This is a genomic window from Nesterenkonia sedimenti, from assembly GCF_012641515.1.
GTDB lineage: Bacteria > Actinomycetota > Actinomycetes > Actinomycetales > Micrococcaceae > Nesterenkonia > Nesterenkonia sedimenti.
In genome coordinates, this window is sequence record NZ_JABAHY010000006.1 from 43519 (window position 1) to 60808 (window position 17290).

Consider the following 17290-nt stretch of genomic DNA (forward strand, 5'->3'; position numbering starts at 1 on the left):
GCTGGCCCGGGGCTCCGAGGTGCAGGTGGAGATCGAAGGCTCCGCGCGACTCGTCGGCGGTGCGGCCGTGGCCGAGTGGCGGAGCCGGAACCAGGGATCTGGGTCAGGCCGCCATAATGTTCAGGAAGCCCACGCCCAGCAGGGTGAAGCCAGCACCCCAGACCACCACGGAGACGAACATCCACAGGGTGACCGCATGGCGGTTGGCGCCGAAGGAGACCATCAGCGGGGCGGTGAACTGGCTGGGCAGAGCAATGGGGCCCAGCAGAGACACACCCGGCACACCGAACTTGTCGAATAGCCGCTTGGCCTTCTCCCGCCGCTTCTGCCGCGTGGGGGAGAGCTCCTTGGGCTCCTGACGCTTCATAATCTGGGTGCGGATGAAGTGAGCGCCGTAGATCAGGATCAACAGGGCGAGCATATTGCCGGTCACAGCGGTCAGCAGCGCAGCCCAGAAGGGCAGACCGATCACAACGCCGATGAACCCACCGACGAAGGACTCCATGAACGGGATCGCGGAGATCGCGATGATCGCCAGCCACTGCAGGGCCTCCGGCAGAGACTCGCTCCAGTCGCGCAGCCCGGCGATGAAGGACCCCTCGGGGAAGGTAATCTCTTCGGGGTCGACCTCCATGGCGGTGGCGAGAGTCATGGTGTCAGCGAGTGCAGGCAGCGTTTCGATCATGGCTATAAGTCTTCCGGATGATGGCCCGGAAAACGTCAGCCCTAGGGGTTAACTTCGGCTCTGCGTCCCTGTGACCCCGCATGGCCTCCATGGGTACCACTTCAGGTGTAGCGTTCAGGTCCTTATCGGAAGGATCTGAGAAATGCCGAAAGCCAATCCTGCTGAGTTCCGCCACTGTGCGGTCGGGCTAGTGCGTGCGGGACGAAAAGTCCCTGTGGTGGCAGATGAGCTTCAGATCAGCGATGCTGTGCTGCGGCGTTGGGTCCGTCAGGACCGCATCGACAGGGGAGGGATCCCCGGTATCGCCACCGCGGAGAGTGCCGAGCTGCGCAAGGCTCGTAAACGCATCCGCGAGTTGGAACAAGAACTTGAAATCCTGAAGATCGCTTCAAAGTTCTTGGGTCAGGAGGCACCCTACCCAAAAGGGCTCACCGGCGCGGCAGAGGAACGCCGGACCGAGCCTCACTCCAGGCCGCCGGCGGACATCGCCACCAGCGCCTGCACACAGTCCTCCTCGGACCACTCCTGATCTGTGGTGTGCTGCTCGATGCTCAACGTCACCGCCGCCGAGAGCAGGGAGGTTGCCATGATCTCCAATCGGGCCGGGGACGATGCCGCCTCCGTGAGTCCCCCGGCCACCTTCGCCGCGTCGAGTCGGCCCAGCCGGTCGGTCAGCAGACCCACGATCGCCTCCTTCTCGGCACGCAGCTGCTGGGACTCGTCATCGCGGCGTCGGGCCAACGCATAGGCCACCAGCCCGGTGAAGGACGGGTGCTCGCGCAGGAACGCGAAGGCCGCACGGATCTGCGCAGTCAGGGTGGCCCGGACGACGGCGAGGTTGCCGCCGTCGTCGAGCTCATCCATGATGCGCTGCAGCTCCTCCGCCCCATGCACCAGCATCTGGCGCACCAGGTTCTCCTTGGAGCCGAATTGGTAGTACACCGAGCCCTTGGCCACATTGGCGATCGCGGCCAGCTCGTCCACCGAATGCTCCTGCACGCTGCGGTGATCGTCCAGGGACATCAGCGCCTGCAGCAGTCGCACCCGGGCCGAACCGCGGCGCACCTTCCCGGTGGGGTGCTCCACCCCGTTCGCGCTCATGCCGCCTCCTCAATGGCCGGCTGGAGCCGATTCAGGCTCCACATCTTCTTCTTCCGGATCGCCAGCACCAGCAAAGTAAGCCCCACACCGGTAGTGGCCAGCAGTGCGGCCAGTGAGGTGGACAGCGTGGCCAGATCTCCACCGTAGATCACATGCCGCAGACCGTCGACCACATAGCTCATCGGCAGCACCGGGTGCAGCGCCTGCAGCGGCTCCGGCAGGGTCTGCGGTGGGAACGTGCCTCCGGAGGCCACCAGTTGCAGCACTAGCAGTAGGATCATCAGCATTTTGCCCGGATTCCCCAGCAGCGCCACCACGCCCTGAACCAGGGCGGAGAACGCCATGGAGGCGGCGAACAGCAGCGCCAGCGCCAGCCACGGATGTGCCGGGGTCAGACCTAGCCCCAGCACCACTGCGGTATAGAGCAGCAGGCTCTGGGTCAGCGAGAGCAGCAGGAACGGGATCCAGGACCCCAGGGCGATCGACGCCGAGGGCGCATTGGAGGCCAGTACCCGGGGCGAGGTGGGCCGCAGCACCTGCAGCATCACCAGCGCACCGATCCACAGCGACAGCGCCAGGAAGAACGGCGCCATCCCGGCCCCGTAGTTGCCGGCCTCCGCCTGCGCGGTCTGGTTGACCTTCAGCGGATTGCCGATCACCTCGCTAACCTCCTGACGCTCATCCTGGTTAGGGTTCGGCACCTCGTATGCCCCGTCGTCGAGTCCCCCGGCCAACTCCTGTGCGCCGTCGGTCAGCTCCACCGACCCGTCGGAGGCCTCTGCGAGGCCGTCCCGCAGGGCGATCGTTCCGTCAGAGAGAGCCGTGGCGCCCTCATTGAGTTCACCAGTGCCGATGACCAGCTGGCCCACACCCTGGTGGGCCCCATCGGCGCCGTCGGAGAGGTCAGAGGCCCCGGAGCTCAGCTGCAGGGCGCCATCTCGGGCGGTCCCGACGCCGTCGGAGAGGTCTGGGGTGGAGGCCGATAGCTCAGCGGCGCCGTCGGCCAGCGCCGAGCTGCCGGTCAGCAGCTCTGAGGCGCCGTCGGCGACCTCCCGGGAGCCGATGGCCAGGGCGTCGGTGTTCTCCTGCGCCTCATCCAGCTGGCTGCGGGCCTCCTGTGCCCGGGTCAGCAGCTCCGAATCCTCGGCCACTGACCCCAGCGCCTCATGGGCCTCGTCCGCCTGTTCCTGCTCGATCACCCCGGCGTCCAGCAGGTCCTGCACCGCCTGATCCACCCGCCCCTCGGCCGTAGCCTCGAACTCGGAGATGATGTCGGAGGCCTCATGGGAGGCAGCAGACAGCGCCTCGTTGCCGTCGGCCACCTGCTCCATGCCGTCGTGAAGTGTGCTGATCCCGGTGTTTAGCTCGGAGGCGCCGTCGGAGAGCTTCCCGGCGGCGGTGTCCACCGCATCCGCACCCTCCTGGAGGTCAGACATCCCGCTGTACAGCTCCGAGGCGCCTGTGGACAGCTGCCCGGCGCCGTCGGAGAGCTGCTCGGTGCCCTCGGAAAGCTGCCCCAGTCCGAGGGCGAGTTCGTCCACGGCCTCGTCCAGGTCCCCGGCGCCGTCAGCCACATCCACCGAGCCGTCACGCAGCTCGCTGATGCCGTCACGCAGCTCCCCGGCACCGTCGTGGAGCTGGTTGGCGCCGTCGGCGGCGTCCACCAGCTGGCGGTGGATCTGCCCGAAGCCGGTCAGCATCGCATCTGCGGTCTCTTGCCCGACCTCGCTGGAGACCGACTCATGGATCTCCGAGGCCAGCACCGAGACGATGTTGCTCAGCAGATAGTTGTTCGCCTCATTGGTGGTGATGTCCAGGATCGCCTGGTCCGCGGACGCGAAGCTCGACGGTGAGGCCAGCGCCTCCGAGAAGTCCTCAGGAATGATCAGCGCGAACTGGTGCTGCCCCGAGGCGACGCCGCCCTCCGCGGCCTCGCGGGAGTCGACCTCCACCCAGCCGAAGGAGGCGTCGTGGATCAGCTCCTCGGCCACGTCGTCACCGATGGTGCGGTGCTCACCGTCGAAGTCCGCGCCCTCATCCAAATTCACCAGCGCGGCGTCCACGCCCTCGAGATTTTCGTAGGGGTCCCAGTTGGCGTAGAGGTAGATGCCCGCGTAAAGCACCGGCACCAGGGCCAATCCGAAGATGGTGAGCAGCGGGGTGAAGCTGCTGGTCATCCGGGCAAACTCGGAGCGCACCAGGCGCAGGAACGTCATCGCTTGTCCTCCAGCAGGTCGTCCAGGTCGGTGTCCGGGGTGGTGTCATCCAGCGCTGTGGCATCGGGTGTGGCGTCGTGACGATCGGCGTCGGCGTCGTCGGCTGTCTGGGTTGCGGCTGCAGCCTCACCTACAGAATCTGCCTCGCCCGCAGTCTCCGTCACTGTGTCCTCGGAGTGCTCCGCGTTGAGCACGAACGGCCCCTCGTGGTGCCCGGCGAACCCGCAGGGAAGGTCCTCCCGGGCCGGCGCTTCCTCGAGCACAGCCAGCACGGCACGGTCGTGGTCCACGCTGCAGCGGTCCCCTAGGAAGTCCAGCAGCTGGTCGCGGTCCACTTCATGGCGGTCGGGGGAGTCCACGACGGCGATGCGCACCTGGGGGTCGGAGAACGCCAGTTCCAGCAGCAGCCCCACGCGCTCCAGGGGTTCCAGCGTGTCGATCCGAGCGCCGGTGAGATCCTCGGCGTCGTGCTCGGCCAGCCAGGCGCGGACCCCGAAACGGCGTGCCTTCGTGCCCACCCGGCTGCGACGCGGCCGCAGCGCCAGGCACTCGGAGACCACGTTCTTCACGGTCATGTGGTGCTCCGGGGCGGTGATGGTGGGCGCATCCACCAGGGCTGTGCGCAGCCGCACAGCCCGCAGGTCAGCGACACCGTCGATGCGCACCTCCCCGTCGTCGGGCGCCATCCGACCCGAGGCGATCAGGGCCAGGGCGGTGCGCATCATGGCGGTGGGTGCCTGCAGGACGCCAAGCTCGCCGTCTGGAACGGCGAAGGAGGTCGGCTGGACCACGCGGCCATGGTGACCGTTGAAGGCGACGTTGTGGAGTTCCAGCATAGACCCAGCATACTCTTAAACTGACTGGTCAGTACAAAAATGTGAGGAACGGGTCATTCGCGAAGATGAGACCACTGACACGCCACTGACAGATACATGAGATTACTGACAACTTAACCGGAACCTACATTCCTGGAGACTCCCTCGTTTGGAAAGGGGCGGAATAACTACCGCACGCCATAAGTTGAGTAAAGTAGACTCAAGTTTAGTCAGTAGATCCCCTGTGATGAGAATCCGAACAGAAAGGGGGCCGCGAGGCCATGGACATCAAACTCACCACTAAGTCTCAGGAGGCGGTCAGTGCGGCCGCCATGAACGCCAATACCGCCGGGAATCCCCAGATCGAGGGCGCCCATATCCTCAAAGCCCTAATGGACACCCGGGAATCAGTGGCCGTGGCCGCCCTCAAGGCAGCCGGCGCCGATCCCGATGCGGTCTCCAGCCGCGCCTCGGCAGCCATCAAGGACCTCCCCTCATCCTCCGGGGCCTCAGTGGCCAATGCCCAGTTCTCCCGCAATGGTCTGACCGTGATGAAGAACGCCCAGGCCGAGGCCGAACGAATGGGCGATGACTTCGTCTCCACCGAACACCTGTTGCTCGGCATCGCCGGGGTCAACGACCCCGCCGGCCAGGCCCTGCAGGACAACGGCGCTGACGTCAAAGCCCTGCGCGCCGCCGTGGACTCCGTCCGCCAGGGCCGCAAAGTCACCACCGAGGACCCCGAGGGCACCTTCGAGGCCCTGGAGAAATTCGGCACTGACCTCACCGCCCTGGCCAAGGACGGCAAACTCGACCCCGTCATCGGGCGTGATGCCGAAATCCGCCGCGTGGTTCAGGTCCTCTCCCGCCGCACCAAGAACAACCCCGTGCTGATCGGTGAACCCGGGGTCGGCAAAACCGCCGTCGTCGAGGGTCTCGCCCAGCGCATCGAGGCCGGGGACGTCCCCAACGCCCTGCGCAATAAGCGAGTGATCTCCCTGGACCTCGGCGCGATGGTCGCCGGCTCCAAGTACCGCGGCGAATTCGAAGAGCGGCTCAAGGCCGTCCTGGATGAGATTAAAGCCTCCGACGGCGAGATCATCAGCTTCATCGACGAGGTGCACACCGTTGTCGGCGCCGGCGGCAGCTCCGATGGTTCCATGGACGCCGGCAATATGCTCAAGCCCATGCTCGCTCGCGGTGAGCTGCGCCTGATCGGCGCCACCACCCTGGATGAGTACCGGGAGAACATCGAGACCGACGCCGCCCTGGAACGCCGCTTCCAGCAGGTCTACGTCGGTGAGCCCACTGTGGAGGACACGGTGGCTATCCTGCGCGGTATCAAGGAGAAGTACCAGGCCCACCATGGTGTCGAAATCTCCGACGCCGCCCTGGTGGCCGCCGCTGAGCTCTCCGACCGCTACATCACCGGCCGCCAGCTGCCGGATAAGGCCATCGACCTCGTGGATGAGGCCGCCAGCCGGCTGAAGATGGAGATCGACTCCGTTCCGGTGGAGATCGATGAACTCCGCCGTGCGGTGGACCGGCTTGAGGCTGAGCGCACCTGGCTGGCCCAGGAGACCGACGCCGCCTCCAAGGAACGGCTCGCCGCCCTGGAGGAGGAACTGGCCGATAAGCGTGAGGAGCTCGACGGGCTCAACGCCCGGTGGGAGCGCGAGCAGGGGGCACATAACCGTGCCGCCGAGCTGCACCGGAAGCTCGATGAGTTGAAATCCGCCGCCGAGCGGGCCGAACGCGAAGGCGACTTTGCTGAGGTCGGCCGGCTGCGCTACGGCGATATCCCCCAGGCCGAGCAGGAGCTGGCCGAGGCTGAGGCCCAGGAGGCTGACTCCGAAGGTATGGAGCGGATGGTCTCTGACAAGGTCGACGCCGATGCCGTGGCCGAGGTGATCTCCGCCTGGACCGGCATCCCCACCGGCCGGCTGATGCAGGGCGAGACCGAGAAGCTGCTGCAGATGGAGGAGTTCATCGGCGCCCGGCTGATCGGCCAGACCAAGGCCGTGGCCGCAGTCTCCGATGCAGTCCGCCGCGCCCGCACCGGAGTCGCCGATCCCGACCGGCCCACCGGCTCCTTCCTCTTCCTGGGGCCCACCGGTGTCGGTAAGACGGAGCTGGCCAAAGCCCTCGCAGAGTTCCTCTTCGACGATGAGCGCTCGATGATCCGCATCGATATGTCCGAATACTCCGAGAAGCACTCCGTGGCACGGCTGGTCGGTGCGCCCCCGGGGTATGTGGGCTTCGACGAGGGCGGCCAGCTCACCGAGGCCGTGCGGCGTCGTCCCTACTCGGTGGTGCTGCTGGATGAGGTGGAGAAGGCCCACCCCGAGGTCTTCGACATCCTGCTGCAGGTCCTCGACGACGGCCGGCTCACCGATGGGCAGGGCCGCACCGTGGACTTCCGCAACGTGGTGCTGATCCTGACCTCCAACCTGGGCAGCCAGTTCCTGGTGGATCAGTCCATGGAGGATGAGAAGAAGCGGGAGAACGTGATGCAGGTGGTCAACGCCAGCTTCAAACCCGAGTTCCTCAACCGGTTGGATGACACCGTGATCTTCGATCCGCTGTCCATGGAGCAGCTGACCTCGATCGTGGACCTGCAGATCGAGTCGCTGCAGGAGCGCATGGCCTCCCGCAGGCTCACCCTGGAGGTCACCGACGCCGCCAAGGAATGGCTGGCCTTCAACGGCTATGACCCCGCCTATGGGGCACGGCCGCTGCGCCGGCTGGTCCAGCGGGAGATCGGCGATCAGCTGGCCAAGGCACTGCTGGGGGCAGAGATCAACGACGGCGACACCGTCCTGGTCGACCGTGAGGACCTCGGCATCGACGACGACGCCGTCCACGGTCTGACCGTGAAACGGAAGGCTTAGTCCTCAGTTCCGTCGCCGCCTGCATCCTCGGTTTCCTCAGGGGAGGCCTCGGGCTCATCAGCCTCGGGGCCCTCGGTCTCTCCTGAGGAGTCGAGGTCAGCCTCCTCAATACTTTCGGCGTCATCACTGCGGGTGGGCAGGAAGTCCCCGCTCATCCGGCCCTCATCGACCCGGCCTAGGAAACAGGAGACCTCACGGTCGCCCTCGTTGTTCCAGCCGGACTCGGTGGGGCGTCCGATGAGAAAATGCAGATCCTCCTCGGCCTCCTCAAGGGCCTCGGCGTCGATCTCCACATCGGCCTGGCAGAGCTCATCGGCCATGGCCACCAGGGACTCATCCCCGGGGTACTCGCCGTCCTCGTCGAGATCATCGCGAACCAGCAGCTGGAGGTCATAGGAGCGCTCGCAGTCAACCACATGGGCCGGTTCCTCTTCACTGGTGAAACCGCTTAGGCACCAGCCGGCCTGCCAGTCCTCAGGGGGCACGTCACGGGCGTGTACGCCGTCGGCGGGATTCGGTGTCCATTCCCAGCCACCGACCGGTTCCTGAGCATCATTGCGGACCAGGAACCACCAGAGCAGACCGGCCGTGACAAAGACCACCAGCACCCCTCCGATAAGGAATGGCCAGGCATTGAGTCGGAACCCGGTATCGCCTGCTGCCTCGCGGCGAGCACGGCGTGTCATGGGGCGTTCAGAGGCCCCGGATTCCGGCGATGATTTGCTCATAGCGGCATAACCCTCCCCGGTTCAGTGCGACGCGGCAGTGAGACTCATGTTAACCTAGAGAGCACGAACTACTTCATCCAAAGGTCAAGCCCGCGATGAACCCTATCGCGCGGGCCGCATCGAGACGACGTTAAGGGGGTCCCGCTCATGGGGCGTGGCCGTCAGAAGGCGAAAGCGACGAAGCAGGCGCGGGAGATCAAGTACTTCACCCCGAACACTGATTTGTCTGCGCTTGAGCGTGAGCTGGCAGAGGCTCGCGGCGAGAATCCGGACTCACACGACGGCAATGAGTCCGATGACTATGACACCGACCGCTGGGACTACGACGACGAGCGGTATTGACCGCGCGCATGCGGCAGCCCTGCGCTCCATCGCCCGCACGGTGGAGGAAACTGCCCAGCCGCATCCGCCTGAGGTAGCCCGCAACGGCATCCACGACCTGCTTGAGGCAGGCGAGGTTCTCTGTCTGACCGGCGCCGGGATTTCCACCGACTCCGGTATCCCCGATTATCGGGGTCCCAGTGGATCATTGAGCCGGCACCGGCCGATGACCTTTCAGGAGTTCAAATACGACGCCGCAGCACGCCGGCGGTATTGGGCTCGCTCTTTTGTGGGTTGGCGGCATATGGGTGCAGCCGAACCCAACCGGGGCCATGAGATCCTCGCCCAATGGCAGCACAGCGGACTCCTGACCGGTCTGGTCACCCAGAACGTCGATGGGCTGCATGCGGCTGCCGCGCAGAAGATCAGTGACACCGGCGGGGCCAATACGGTGGAGCTGCATGGTGACCTCTCCCGCGTTGTCTGCCTGACCTGTGGAAATGATGAAGACCGCCGAGCGCTGGACACCCGGCTTGAAGAGGCCAACCCCGGCTACGCAGAGGCTGCAGCCGTAGCTGCGGAGAATATGAACCCCGATGGCGATGTCACCCTGGCCGATGAGTGGGTCCAGCGCTTCCACCTGGTGCACTGCCTGATCTGCGATGCCGATACGCTCAAACCCGATGTCGTCTACTTCGGTGAGAACGTCCCGGCCGAGCGCAAGAGCGCCGTCGAGGCTCTCATTGCGGCCTCGGCCTCACTGCTGGTGGTGGGTTCCTCCATGGCGGTGATGAGCGGGTTCTCCATCGCCCTGAAATTCGCCAAGGCGCAGAAGCCGATCGCTGTCATCAACGGCGGCCCGTCCCGGGTGGATCCCAAGGCCAGCTGGCGCTGGCGGACCCAGATCACCCCGGCGCTCGAGGAGCTCAGCGGCTCTCTGCAGCCCTGAGTTTTCCCCAGCAGCACGCATCCTCAGCCACGACCCGCCGCTGCCTCCACAGCGCGCACAGAGGCCCACAGAGTCCTGTCTTGTCCTCCCTAGGCTCGGATCAGGAGGAGCCCGCTCCTTCGAATCCCTAGACGCGAGGAAGGAAAAGCGATGGCAGTCTTTCAGATCGATACCGGCGACCTCATGGCCAAATCCGGCACGGTGGAGGCCACCCTGGGGCGGATCCAGTCCGATGTCGCCTCCATGGAGGGGCAGCTCAGGGCCCTGCAGGAGACCTGGAAGGGTTCAGCCTCCGGGGCGTTCCAGGATGTGCTGACCAAATGGCGGGCCACCCAGGTGCAGGTCGAACAGGCCCTGGCCAGTGTCCGCCAGGCGATGTCCTTAGCCTCCCAGCAGTATGAGGATACGGAGATGGCCAATACCAAGATGTTCGGCCGCTGAGTCAGCCGGTTAAACGAAAACCCCCGCGCAGTTCACACCGCGCGGGGGTTTTCCGTGGAAAGGGGGATTACATCATGCCGCCCATGCCACCCATGGCGTCCATATCCGGGGCGCCGCCGCCGGCCGGAGCGGGCTCCGGCTTATCGGCGACCACTGCCTCGGTGGTCAGGAACAGGGAGGCGATGGAGGCTGCGTTCTGCAGGGCAGAGCGGGTGACCTTCACCGGGTCGTTCACGCCGGCGTCCAGGAGGTCCTCGTAGTCGCCGGTGGCGGCGTTGAGGCCCTGGCCATCGGGCAGGGACTTCACCTTTTCGGCCACTACGCCGGCCTCCAGGCCAGCGTTGACGGCGATCTGCTTCAGCGGAGCTTCCACAGCGAACTTCACGATGTTGGCGCCAGTTGCCTCGTCTCCCTCCAGGGAGAGGGACTCGAAGGCCCGCTTGCCGGCCTGGATCAGGGCCACGCCACCGCCGGCGACGATGCCCTCGTCCACGGCGGCCTTGGCGTTGCGCACGGCGTCCTCGATGCGGTGCTTACGCTCCTTGAGCTCCACCTCGGTGGCTGCACCGGCCTTGATGACGGCCACGCCGCCGGCCAGCTTGGCCAGCCGCTCCTGCAGCTTCTCGCGGTCGTAGTCGGAGTCGGTGTTCTCGATCTCGGCCTTGATCTGGTTGACCCGGCCCTCGATCTCGCTGGCCTCGCCGGCACCTTCGACGATAGTGGTCTCGTCCTTGGTGACAACGACCTTGCGGGCGGTGCCCAGCAGGTCCAGAGTGGCGTTCTCCAGGGAGAGGCCGACCTCCTCGGCGATGACCTGGCCACCGGTGAGGATGGCGATATCGGCCAGCATGGCCTTGCGGCGGTCACCGAAGCCGGGGGCCTTCACGGCCACGGACTTGAAGGTGCCCTTGAGCTTGTTGACCACCAGGGCTGCCAGGGCTTCGCCCTCGACATCCTCAGCGATGACCAGCAGCGGCTTGCCGGACTGCATGACCTGCTCCAGAACTCCGATGAGGTCCTTCACGGAGGAGACCTTGGAGTTCACGATCAGGATGTAGGGGTCCTCCAGGACGGCTTCCTGACGCTCGGCGTCGGTGACGAAGTAGCCGGAGAGGTAGCCCTTGTCGAAGCGCATACCCTCGGTGAGCTCCAGCTCCAGGCCGAAGGTGTTGGACTCCTCAACGGTGATCACACCTTCCTTGCCGACCTTGTCGAGGGCCTGGGCGATGAGTTCACCGATCTGCTCATCAGCAGCGGAGATGGAGGCGGTGGCAGCGATCTGCTCGGTGGTCTCAACCTCCTTGGCGGAGTTGAACAGCTCGGCAGTCACGGCCTCAACGGCCTTGTCGATGCCGCGCTTGAGACCCATGGGGTCAGCACCGGCAGCCACGTTGCGCAGGCCTTCCTTCACCAGGGCCTGAGCCAGCACGGTGGCTGTGGTGGTGCCGTCACCGGCAACATCGTCGGTCTTCTTGGCGACCTCTTTGACCAGCTCGGCGCCGATCTTCTCGTAGGGGTCTTCCAGCTCGATCTCTTTGGCGATGGAGACACCGTCGTTGGTGATGGTCGGTGCGCCCCAGGACTTCTCGAGCACAACGTTGCGGCCGCGGGGGCCCAAGGTGACCTTGACGGCGTCGGCGAGGCTGTTCAGTCCCCGCTCGAGGCCACGGCGGGCCTCTTCGTCGAATGCAATGGTCTTAGCCATATCGGCACTGTCCTTCCTGGACGTGAGTGGATTCTGACGTTTTCGCGTCGGACCCTGAGCGAATCAGGGCGTCAAGAACCTTGTCAGATGCCCGCGACGGACGGCCTGCCCAAGAGTCACCAAGGGCATCATGGCCTCACCTGATGGGGTTCATTAGCAGTCTCGACACGAGAGTGCTAACTCAATTTTTAGCACTCTCCACCCTTGAGTGCAAGATATGGAGCAGTTGGTTGAAGACCTACTCGTACTCGGGTCCGATGACCACCACAATGGTCTGCCACTGGTTATTCGGGGTCACAGTGTCGATCCCCAGCTCAGCGGCCAGAGCCTCGGCGAACTCCTGCTGTTCGTCCTCGGGGAAGATGATCTGCGGGGTGGTGGTGAGGCTGCCCCAGCCCGGATCCCAGTCGATGGACTGCTGGACGTTGACTCCGAGGTCCTCCAGCTGCTGAGTCATGTCCCCGGCTGAACCATCGGGGGCGCCGGCGTTGACTGCACGGACTGCGTGATCGGCATCCAGGGGACCACCGGCCTCGGCTTCGCCGTTGTCGTTCTCATCGTCTTCGCCGTTGCCGTTCTCATCGTCTTCGCCATTACCTTCACCGGTGTCCTCGCCGTCGGCCTCCCCATTGCCCTCGGCGTCCTCACCGGCAGTGTCATCTTCGCTGGTGTCCTCATCAGCGGCGGGGTCCGGCTCGTCATCGCCGGAGGGGATGACCCAGAAGACCAGGGCGCCGATGACGATCAGTGCCACGGCCACCAGTCCGACCCACTTCAGGGCACCTGCAGAGCTTCCGGCAGCGCCGGCTGCGGCGGCAGCGCCCGGGGCCCGGTGCTTGCCGACCTCGTCCGACTTATACGGGGCGACATTGTCGAACTCATCGTGGGGGAACTGGCTCATAGGGCCATCCTACGTCTCAGACGGGGCCTGGGAACGGATATCCGCGCAGAAGAAGTGCCTTAAAGTGGGTGCAATGAGCGTCTCAGAGCAGCTGATTGCCCCCTTGGAGTCCGGGTGGGAGCGTGCCTTGGAACCGGTATCCGACCAGCTGGCCGCCGTAGGTGAACAGCTGAAGGAACGACGACGCGGCGGTGAACAGATCCTGCCGGCCCCGGAGAATATCCTGCGGGCCTTCCGCCAGCCCTTCGATGAGGTCAAGGTGCTGATCATCGGTCAGGACCCCTATCCGACCCCAGGGCATCCGATTGGCATGTCCTTTGCGGTGGCCTCCGATGTGCGGCCGCTGCCGAAGTCGCTGAACAATATCTTCAAGGAGCTGGAAACTGATCTGGGGATCCCGCCGAGCCCGCATGGGGATCTCACCGCCTGGGCCCAGCAGGGGGTGCTGATGCTCAACCGGGCACTTTCAGTCTCAGCGGGTCAGCCGGCCTCCCACCGGGGCATCGGCTGGGAGCCGGTCACCGAGCATGCGGTCCGGGCCCTGGTGGACCGCGGCAAGCCCCTGGTCTCCATCCTCTGGGGTGCCCAGGCCCGCCAGCTGCAGCCGATCCTCAATGCGGGATCACATACCGAGGTGATCGTCTCCCCGCATCCCTCCCCGCTTTCGGCCTACCGAGGCTTCTTCGGCTCCCGCCCCTTCTCCCGGACAAACCAGGCACTGCAGAACCTGGGCGCGGAGCCCATCAACTGGGCGTTAAACACCTAAACGGTTCTGGGCGGGATGAGCTGCAAGGGAAGCGAGGGAAGCAAGGCGAAGAAGCCTTGCGACTGAGCTGAGCGAAGCAGATCGCCGGCCTCAGGGCCGTTTAACGGTTGCGGGCGCGGGAACGCTCGTTCGACTGCAGCTGCGAGGTCAGCGGACGCATGCACACATCGCCGAGCACAATGCCGGCGGCGATGGCCATGATGATGATCAGGGCGTTGAAGAGTTCGAAGAGCCCACCCATCATGGAGGCAGTGCTGTTCTCAATGGCGATCTGGTACATCCCGCGGAAGACCATGAGCCCGGGCAGCATGAACATCATGGCCGGAACTGCGACCACCAGCTGAGGGGCGCCCAGCTTCAGGGCCACAATCCTGCCCAGAGCACCGACGACGGCACCGCCGATCACCGGGGTGAACCGGTCGCCGAGGCCGATCAGCTCTGCCGCATAGAGGGCGCAGAAGCCCAGGGCGCCGATGGCCCCGGTGGGCAGGATGAGAATCGGTCGGGTCTGTTCCACAATGGCCGCGGCTGAACAGGCCACGAAGACCAGAGCGATCAGCACCAGCGGAGGATAGATGCGGTCCAGCCCCTGAGCCAGTTCCTCCTGGGTGATGCCCAAAAGGTCGGCGCCGATCACCGCGGCCATGATGCCGGCGGTCATACCGGCAAAGGCCATCATCGAGGAGACGATACGCCCGGCCGAGGTCAGCGGGAATCCGTTGATCGCATCCTGCAGTGCACCGACAATCCGGACACTGGGCAGCAGAATCATCAGTCCACCGGCGACCACCATGGACGGGGTGACATCGGCGTCCATGGCGAAGGCCGTCATCGCCACCGCGGAGGCGACGAACCCGCCGGCGGCCAGGGTGAAGAACTCCGGCACCCGCCAGGCAGCCAACTGCCGGGTCAGCCACAGCACACAGAGGGTGGCGGCGAAACCGGCGGTGGCATCCAGAATGGGTGCCCCGAGGTAGCTGGCGAAGAAGCTGGCAAAGATCGCACCCGAGAGGGTGATCAGCCACCGCGGGTAGGGCTTAGGCTCCCGGGTGATCTCCTCCAGCCGCTGCTCGGCCTCGGTCCGGGTCATCCGGCCAGAGGTGATATCGGTGACCAGACGGTGCACCGCCGAGAGCGCGTTGAAGTTATTCGACCAGGAGCGCACCACGCGCACCCGGGAATAAGGAATGTGGTCATCAGGTGCCCAGTTGAGGCTGATCGACTGGTTGGTGATATCCACATCGGTATTGCGCATACCGAAGGCTGCGGTGACCGCGATGATCGAGGTCTCCACCTCCAGGGCGCCAGCACCATAGCGGAACAGGGCCTCACCGAGGTCCAGCACAAAGGAGATGGTGGCCAGTTCCTCGGTCTCCACATGCGCATCGGCCTGCACCGGATTCGCATAGGGGGTCCCGGCCAGCCGGTCCACAATGGACTCCTGCCCGGTGGTGGGCTTCTCGGTCTGCATGATCTTGTTGAAGACATGCTGCGGGTTCAGCCGCCGGTCGAAGACTTTGCGGTCCAGCCCCGCCTTCTCCAGCAGATCCCCGGCCCGGGCCTTGGTGGGTGTGCGGGTCTCCGATTTCTTCCCGCGCAGCCAGGAGGGCCGCAGGACGGAACGACGACGGATGGGTTCAGCCGGCAGCGGGGTGGAAGGACCAGTGATCGGCAGACTCAGCTGACCGGTTGTCGGCTGCGGGCCGGTGGTGGTGGAAACCGGTGGGCTCGCCGAGGTGGTGGTCGGCGGTTCGATGGTCTCGGCCAGGGAGAAGTCATCGGAGTAGGCATGCCGGGTGCTCTCAGCCTGGGCGGCCTCAGCCTCCTCGGCAACCCGGGCAGCGGCCTCGGCATCGTATTCCTGCCACTCCAGATGTGCCTCTTTGGCTGCCGATGCCCAGGTGGCGGCCAGTGAGCCGGTCAAGGACTTCACGAAGCCCTCATCCTCCTCCTCGGCCTGACCCTCCTGGGAGGGTTTGACCACCGGGATCAGGGCAGTGTCGGTGGAGGGTTCGGAGAGGACCGGATCAATGGGTTCAGTGTGATCAGTGCCGGGGGAATCGGCATCCTGCGCATGGGGCACGACGGCGTCGTCGTTCCGCTCTACGGAATCCTGGGAGTGGGCTTCCCGCTCCGGCATCACACCTCCTGAAACCATACAACCACGTCTAGACCCGCCGGGGCGGGTCTAGCAAGTGAAGAAAATGTAAAACCTGAGATTCAGGTGGGCCGGGGCAGATTGCCCCATTCTGTGGATCCGAATGGATTCGAACCATCGACCTCACGCGTGTGAAGCGTGCGCTCTAACCAACTGAGCTACGGATCCGGATGAACCGTAAAATCCTAGCACCCTCAGGTGCCAGATTCCTAACCGAAGATCTCCGCGATGGGGGTGTCTCCGTCGAAGAAGTTCACGGTCTCACCGATGGCGGCATCCTCGGCCAGAACATAACGGATCACCTCGGCGACATTCTCCCGCGAGGTCTCGAAGGTCTCGGTGGGGCTTGTGGTGAGCTTCCCGCTGGCAGGTTCCAGGGTCAGTTTCCCAGGGCCCAGGATGGTGTAGTCCAGTTCGGTGCCGCGCAGGTAGTTATCCGCGTGGTGCTTGGCCGCAGCATAGGGGTAGAAGGAGTTCTCCGGGTCCAGGGTGTGGATATCGGTCTCCGAGCGGGCGTAGGAGACCATCACATACCGGCTGATGCCGGCCTGGGCGGCTGCATCCATGGTCCGGATGGCGGCCTCGTGGTCCACGGCCTTGGTGCGGGCGGGATTGCCGCCGCCAGCACCGGCGGAGAAGACCACCGCTGCCGCACCGGCGAAGGTCTCGGCCAGGGTGGCGGTATCGGCGTTCTCGATATCCAGGACAGTTGCCTTCGCCCCGGTGGCAGCGACCTCATCGGTATGCTCCGGGTTCCGGAACAGGGATTCGACCTCGAATCCGGCCTCGATTAGCTTCGGCGCTGCCAACAGCGCGATCTTGCCGTGTCCACCAACAATGACAACTTTGTTCTGCTCAGCCATATTCGCCACAACACATTTTGGCTGTGTCTATTCCTGCCTTGAGCTATTCCTGACCGAGGTCCAGTCCCATCTGCCAGAAGGCGGTTTCCATCCGGGTGGCGGTGGCGAAGATCTGGGCGAGGTTTTCGAACCGGGCCTCGGAGAGGAAGCGCTCACCGAGATGGTCGATATAACCGATGGCCTCAGCGGCCAGCTGCTGGACCTCCTCGGAGGCGTATTCGGAGATCCACTCTGCATAGGGATGATCAGGTTGCTGCTGGATCGCCGGTGCCAGGCGCTTGCCGATCTCGGAGTAGCCGACCACGCAGGGGGAGAGGGCCACATGCAGGTCCAGGAGGTCGCCGCGCATCCCGGTGTCGAGAACGTAGCGGGTATAGGCCACGGTCGCCGGGTGTTCAGGGGTTGCTGCCATCTCCTCGCGGCTGATGCCCCATTCGGCGCAGAGTCGGACATGCAGTTCTGATTCCTCCAGGCTGGCCAACAGTCCCGCCTGGCCTTTGGCGACATCGGCGAAGGTCTGGCCTTTATAGGCCGCCAGGGCGTAGGCCCGGGAGAACTGCAGCAGGAAGAGGTAGTCCTGCACGAGGTAATGGCGGAAGGCGGCCTGGGGCAGGGTGCCAGCCTCGAGCTGGTTGATGAACTCGTGGTGGGTATAGGCCTGCCAGGCATCGGCAGCTGCGGTCTTGAGGCGCTCGAAGAGGGATGTCATGTGTCTCACAATACAATTCCCCAAATTTCGCAAATCATGTG

At 64.9% G+C, this 17290-nt stretch carries 16 protein-coding genes and 1 tRNA gene; 6 read left to right on the forward strand and 11 right to left on the reverse strand.

Features of this window, described 5'->3' with window-relative positions; translation table 11 throughout:
- Positions 1 to 103 precede the first annotated feature (103 nt).
- Complete coding sequence (locus tag HGQ17_RS07820; RefSeq protein WP_229503408.1) at positions 104 to 685, reverse strand: small multi-drug export protein; 582 nt, start codon at positions 683 to 685, stop codon at positions 104 to 106.
- A gap of 142 nt (positions 686 to 827) precedes the next feature.
- On the opposite strand from HGQ17_RS07820, the gene HGQ17_RS07825 reads away from it, so the two are divergent.
- Complete coding sequence (locus HGQ17_RS07825; RefSeq protein ID WP_168887393.1) at positions 828 to 1214, forward strand: transposase; 387 nt, start codon at positions 828 to 830, stop codon at positions 1212 to 1214.
- On the opposite strand, the gene HGQ17_RS07830 is transcribed toward HGQ17_RS07825, so the two are convergent.
- Genes HGQ17_RS07830 through HGQ17_RS07840 form a run of 3 tightly spaced genes read right to left on the reverse strand, consistent with a single transcriptional unit; the run spans position 1148 to position 4838 of the window.
- Complete coding sequence (locus tag HGQ17_RS07830; RefSeq protein WP_168887394.1) at positions 1148 to 1786, reverse strand: TetR/AcrR family transcriptional regulator; 639 nt, start codon at positions 1784 to 1786, stop codon at positions 1148 to 1150. The genes HGQ17_RS07825 and HGQ17_RS07830 overlap by 67 nt on opposite strands.
- Positions 1783 to 4002, reverse strand: a complete 2220-nt coding sequence (locus HGQ17_RS07835; protein WP_168887395.1) for a YhgE/Pip domain-containing protein — start codon at positions 4000 to 4002, stop codon at positions 1783 to 1785. Before HGQ17_RS07835 ends, HGQ17_RS07830 begins: the two co-directional genes overlap by 4 nt.
- Entirely contained in the window at positions 3999 to 4838 is an 840-nt protein-coding gene (locus HGQ17_RS07840) for a P-loop NTPase family protein (RefSeq protein WP_168887396.1), read from the reverse strand. The genes HGQ17_RS07835 and HGQ17_RS07840 overlap by 4 nt, the downstream gene beginning before the upstream one ends.
- Positions 4839 to 5098: 260 nt before the next feature.
- On the opposite strand from HGQ17_RS07840, the gene clpB reads away from it, so the two are divergent.
- Positions 5099 to 7708: an ATP-dependent chaperone ClpB gene (clpB, locus tag HGQ17_RS07845; protein WP_168887397.1), complete on the forward strand. Its 2610-nt coding sequence runs from the start codon at positions 5099 to 5101 to the stop codon at positions 7706 to 7708.
- Here clpB and HGQ17_RS07850 read toward each other — a convergent pair.
- Positions 7705 to 8436 carry a hypothetical protein gene (locus HGQ17_RS07850; RefSeq protein ID WP_168887398.1) on the reverse strand — a complete coding sequence of 244 codons (732 nt, stop codon included), beginning with the start codon at positions 8434 to 8436 and terminating at the stop codon, positions 7705 to 7707. The genes clpB and HGQ17_RS07850 overlap by 4 nt on opposite strands.
- 147 nt (positions 8437 to 8583) lie before the next feature.
- On the opposite strand from HGQ17_RS07850, the gene HGQ17_RS07855 reads away from it, so the two are divergent.
- The 3 genes from HGQ17_RS07855 to HGQ17_RS07865 all read left to right on the forward strand — a co-directional run bounded on the left by HGQ17_RS07855 (position 8584) and on the right by HGQ17_RS07865 (position 10147).
- On the forward strand, positions 8584 to 8778 hold the full coding sequence (locus HGQ17_RS07855; RefSeq protein ID WP_168887399.1) for a DUF3073 domain-containing protein: 195 nt from the start codon (positions 8584 to 8586) through the stop codon (positions 8776 to 8778).
- On the forward strand, positions 8738 to 9706 hold the full coding sequence (locus tag HGQ17_RS07860) for a Sir2 family NAD-dependent protein deacetylase (RefSeq protein ID WP_168887400.1): 969 nt from the start codon (positions 8738 to 8740) through the stop codon (positions 9704 to 9706). Before HGQ17_RS07855 ends, HGQ17_RS07860 begins: the two co-directional genes overlap by 41 nt.
- A gap of 150 nt (positions 9707 to 9856) precedes the next feature.
- The gene (locus tag HGQ17_RS07865) at positions 9857 to 10147 is read left to right on the forward strand and encodes a WXG100 family type VII secretion target (protein WP_168887401.1); all 291 of its coding nucleotides are present in this window, start codon (positions 9857 to 9859) and stop codon (positions 10145 to 10147) included.
- A 67-nt stretch (positions 10148 to 10214) separates the two neighbouring features.
- Here the strand turns inward: HGQ17_RS07865 and groL are convergent, their stop codons facing one another.
- Positions 10215 to 11852 carry a chaperonin GroEL gene (gene groL, locus HGQ17_RS07870; RefSeq protein ID WP_168887402.1) on the reverse strand — a complete coding sequence of 546 codons (1638 nt, stop codon included), beginning with the start codon at positions 11850 to 11852 and terminating at the stop codon, positions 10215 to 10217.
- Positions 11853 to 12090: 238 nt separating this feature from the next.
- Positions 12091 to 12753: a LytR C-terminal domain-containing protein gene (locus HGQ17_RS07875; RefSeq protein WP_168887403.1), complete on the reverse strand. Its 663-nt coding sequence runs from the start codon at positions 12751 to 12753 to the stop codon at positions 12091 to 12093.
- A gap of 73 nt (positions 12754 to 12826) precedes the next feature.
- Here HGQ17_RS07875 and HGQ17_RS07880 point away from each other — a divergent pair, with 73 nt between their 5' ends.
- Positions 12827 to 13519 carry a uracil-DNA glycosylase gene (locus HGQ17_RS07880; protein WP_168887404.1) on the forward strand — a complete coding sequence of 231 codons (693 nt, stop codon included), beginning with the start codon at positions 12827 to 12829 and terminating at the stop codon, positions 13517 to 13519.
- A 100-nt stretch (positions 13520 to 13619) separates the two neighbouring features.
- Here the strand turns inward: HGQ17_RS07880 and HGQ17_RS07885 are convergent, their stop codons facing one another.
- The 4 genes from HGQ17_RS07885 to tenA form a co-directional block, all read right to left on the reverse strand.
- Complete coding sequence (locus tag HGQ17_RS07885; RefSeq protein WP_168887405.1) at positions 13620 to 15659, reverse strand: threonine/serine exporter family protein; 2040 nt, start codon at positions 15657 to 15659, stop codon at positions 13620 to 13622.
- A 112-nt stretch (positions 15660 to 15771) separates the two neighbouring features.
- Positions 15772 to 15845 (reverse strand) — tRNA-Val (locus tag HGQ17_RS07890).
- A gap of 41 nt (positions 15846 to 15886) precedes the next feature.
- Positions 15887 to 16540 (reverse strand): SDR family oxidoreductase, encoded by a 654-nt coding sequence (locus tag HGQ17_RS07895; RefSeq protein WP_168887406.1) that lies wholly within the window; start codon positions 16538 to 16540, stop codon positions 15887 to 15889.
- A 43-nt stretch (positions 16541 to 16583) separates the two neighbouring features.
- A complete protein-coding gene (tenA, locus tag HGQ17_RS07900; RefSeq protein ID WP_168887407.1) occupies positions 16584 to 17249 on the reverse strand; it encodes a thiaminase II in 666 nt (221 codons plus the stop codon).
- Positions 17250 to 17290: the final 41 nt, after the last annotated feature.

Bases quoted from the DNA above. Each gene is read 5' to 3' on its own strand.
- HGQ17_RS07820 (WP_229503408.1), bottom strand. From the start codon at position 685: ATGATCGAAACGCTGCCTGCACTCGCTGACACCATGACTCTCGCCACC.
- HGQ17_RS07825 (WP_168887393.1), top strand. From the start codon at position 828: ATGCCGAAAGCCAATCCTGCTGAGTTCCGCCACTGTGCGGTCGGGCTA.
- HGQ17_RS07830 (WP_168887394.1), bottom strand. From the start codon at position 1,786: ATGAGCGCGAACGGGGTGGAGCACCCCACCGGGAAGGTGCGCCGCGGT.
- HGQ17_RS07835 (WP_168887395.1), bottom strand. From the start codon at position 4,002: ATGACGTTCCTGCGCCTGGTGCGCTCCGAGTTTGCCCGGATGACCAGC.
- HGQ17_RS07840 (WP_168887396.1), bottom strand. From the start codon at position 4,838: ATGCTGGAACTCCACAACGTCGCCTTCAACGGTCACCATGGCCGCGTG.
- clpB (WP_168887397.1), top strand. From the start codon at position 5,099: ATGGACATCAAACTCACCACTAAGTCTCAGGAGGCGGTCAGTGCGGCC.
- HGQ17_RS07850 (WP_168887398.1), bottom strand. From the start codon at position 8,436: ATGAGCAAATCATCGCCGGAATCCGGGGCCTCTGAACGCCCCATGACA.
- HGQ17_RS07855 (WP_168887399.1), top strand. From the start codon at position 8,584: ATGGGGCGTGGCCGTCAGAAGGCGAAAGCGACGAAGCAGGCGCGGGAG.
- HGQ17_RS07860 (WP_168887400.1), top strand. From the start codon at position 8,738: ATGACACCGACCGCTGGGACTACGACGACGAGCGGTATTGACCGCGCG.
- HGQ17_RS07865 (WP_168887401.1), top strand. From the start codon at position 9,857: ATGGCAGTCTTTCAGATCGATACCGGCGACCTCATGGCCAAATCCGGC.
- groL (WP_168887402.1), bottom strand. From the start codon at position 11,852: ATGGCTAAGACCATTGCATTCGACGAAGAGGCCCGCCGTGGCCTCGAG.
- HGQ17_RS07875 (WP_168887403.1), bottom strand. From the start codon at position 12,753: ATGAGCCAGTTCCCCCACGATGAGTTCGACAATGTCGCCCCGTATAAG.
- HGQ17_RS07880 (WP_168887404.1), top strand. From the start codon at position 12,827: ATGAGCGTCTCAGAGCAGCTGATTGCCCCCTTGGAGTCCGGGTGGGAG.
- HGQ17_RS07885 (WP_168887405.1), bottom strand. From the start codon at position 15,659: ATGCCGGAGCGGGAAGCCCACTCCCAGGATTCCGTAGAGCGGAACGAC.
- HGQ17_RS07895 (WP_168887406.1), bottom strand. From the start codon at position 16,540: ATGGCTGAGCAGAACAAAGTTGTCATTGTTGGTGGACACGGCAAGATC.
- tenA (WP_168887407.1), bottom strand. From the start codon at position 17,249: ATGACATCCCTCTTCGAGCGCCTCAAGACCGCAGCTGCCGATGCCTGG.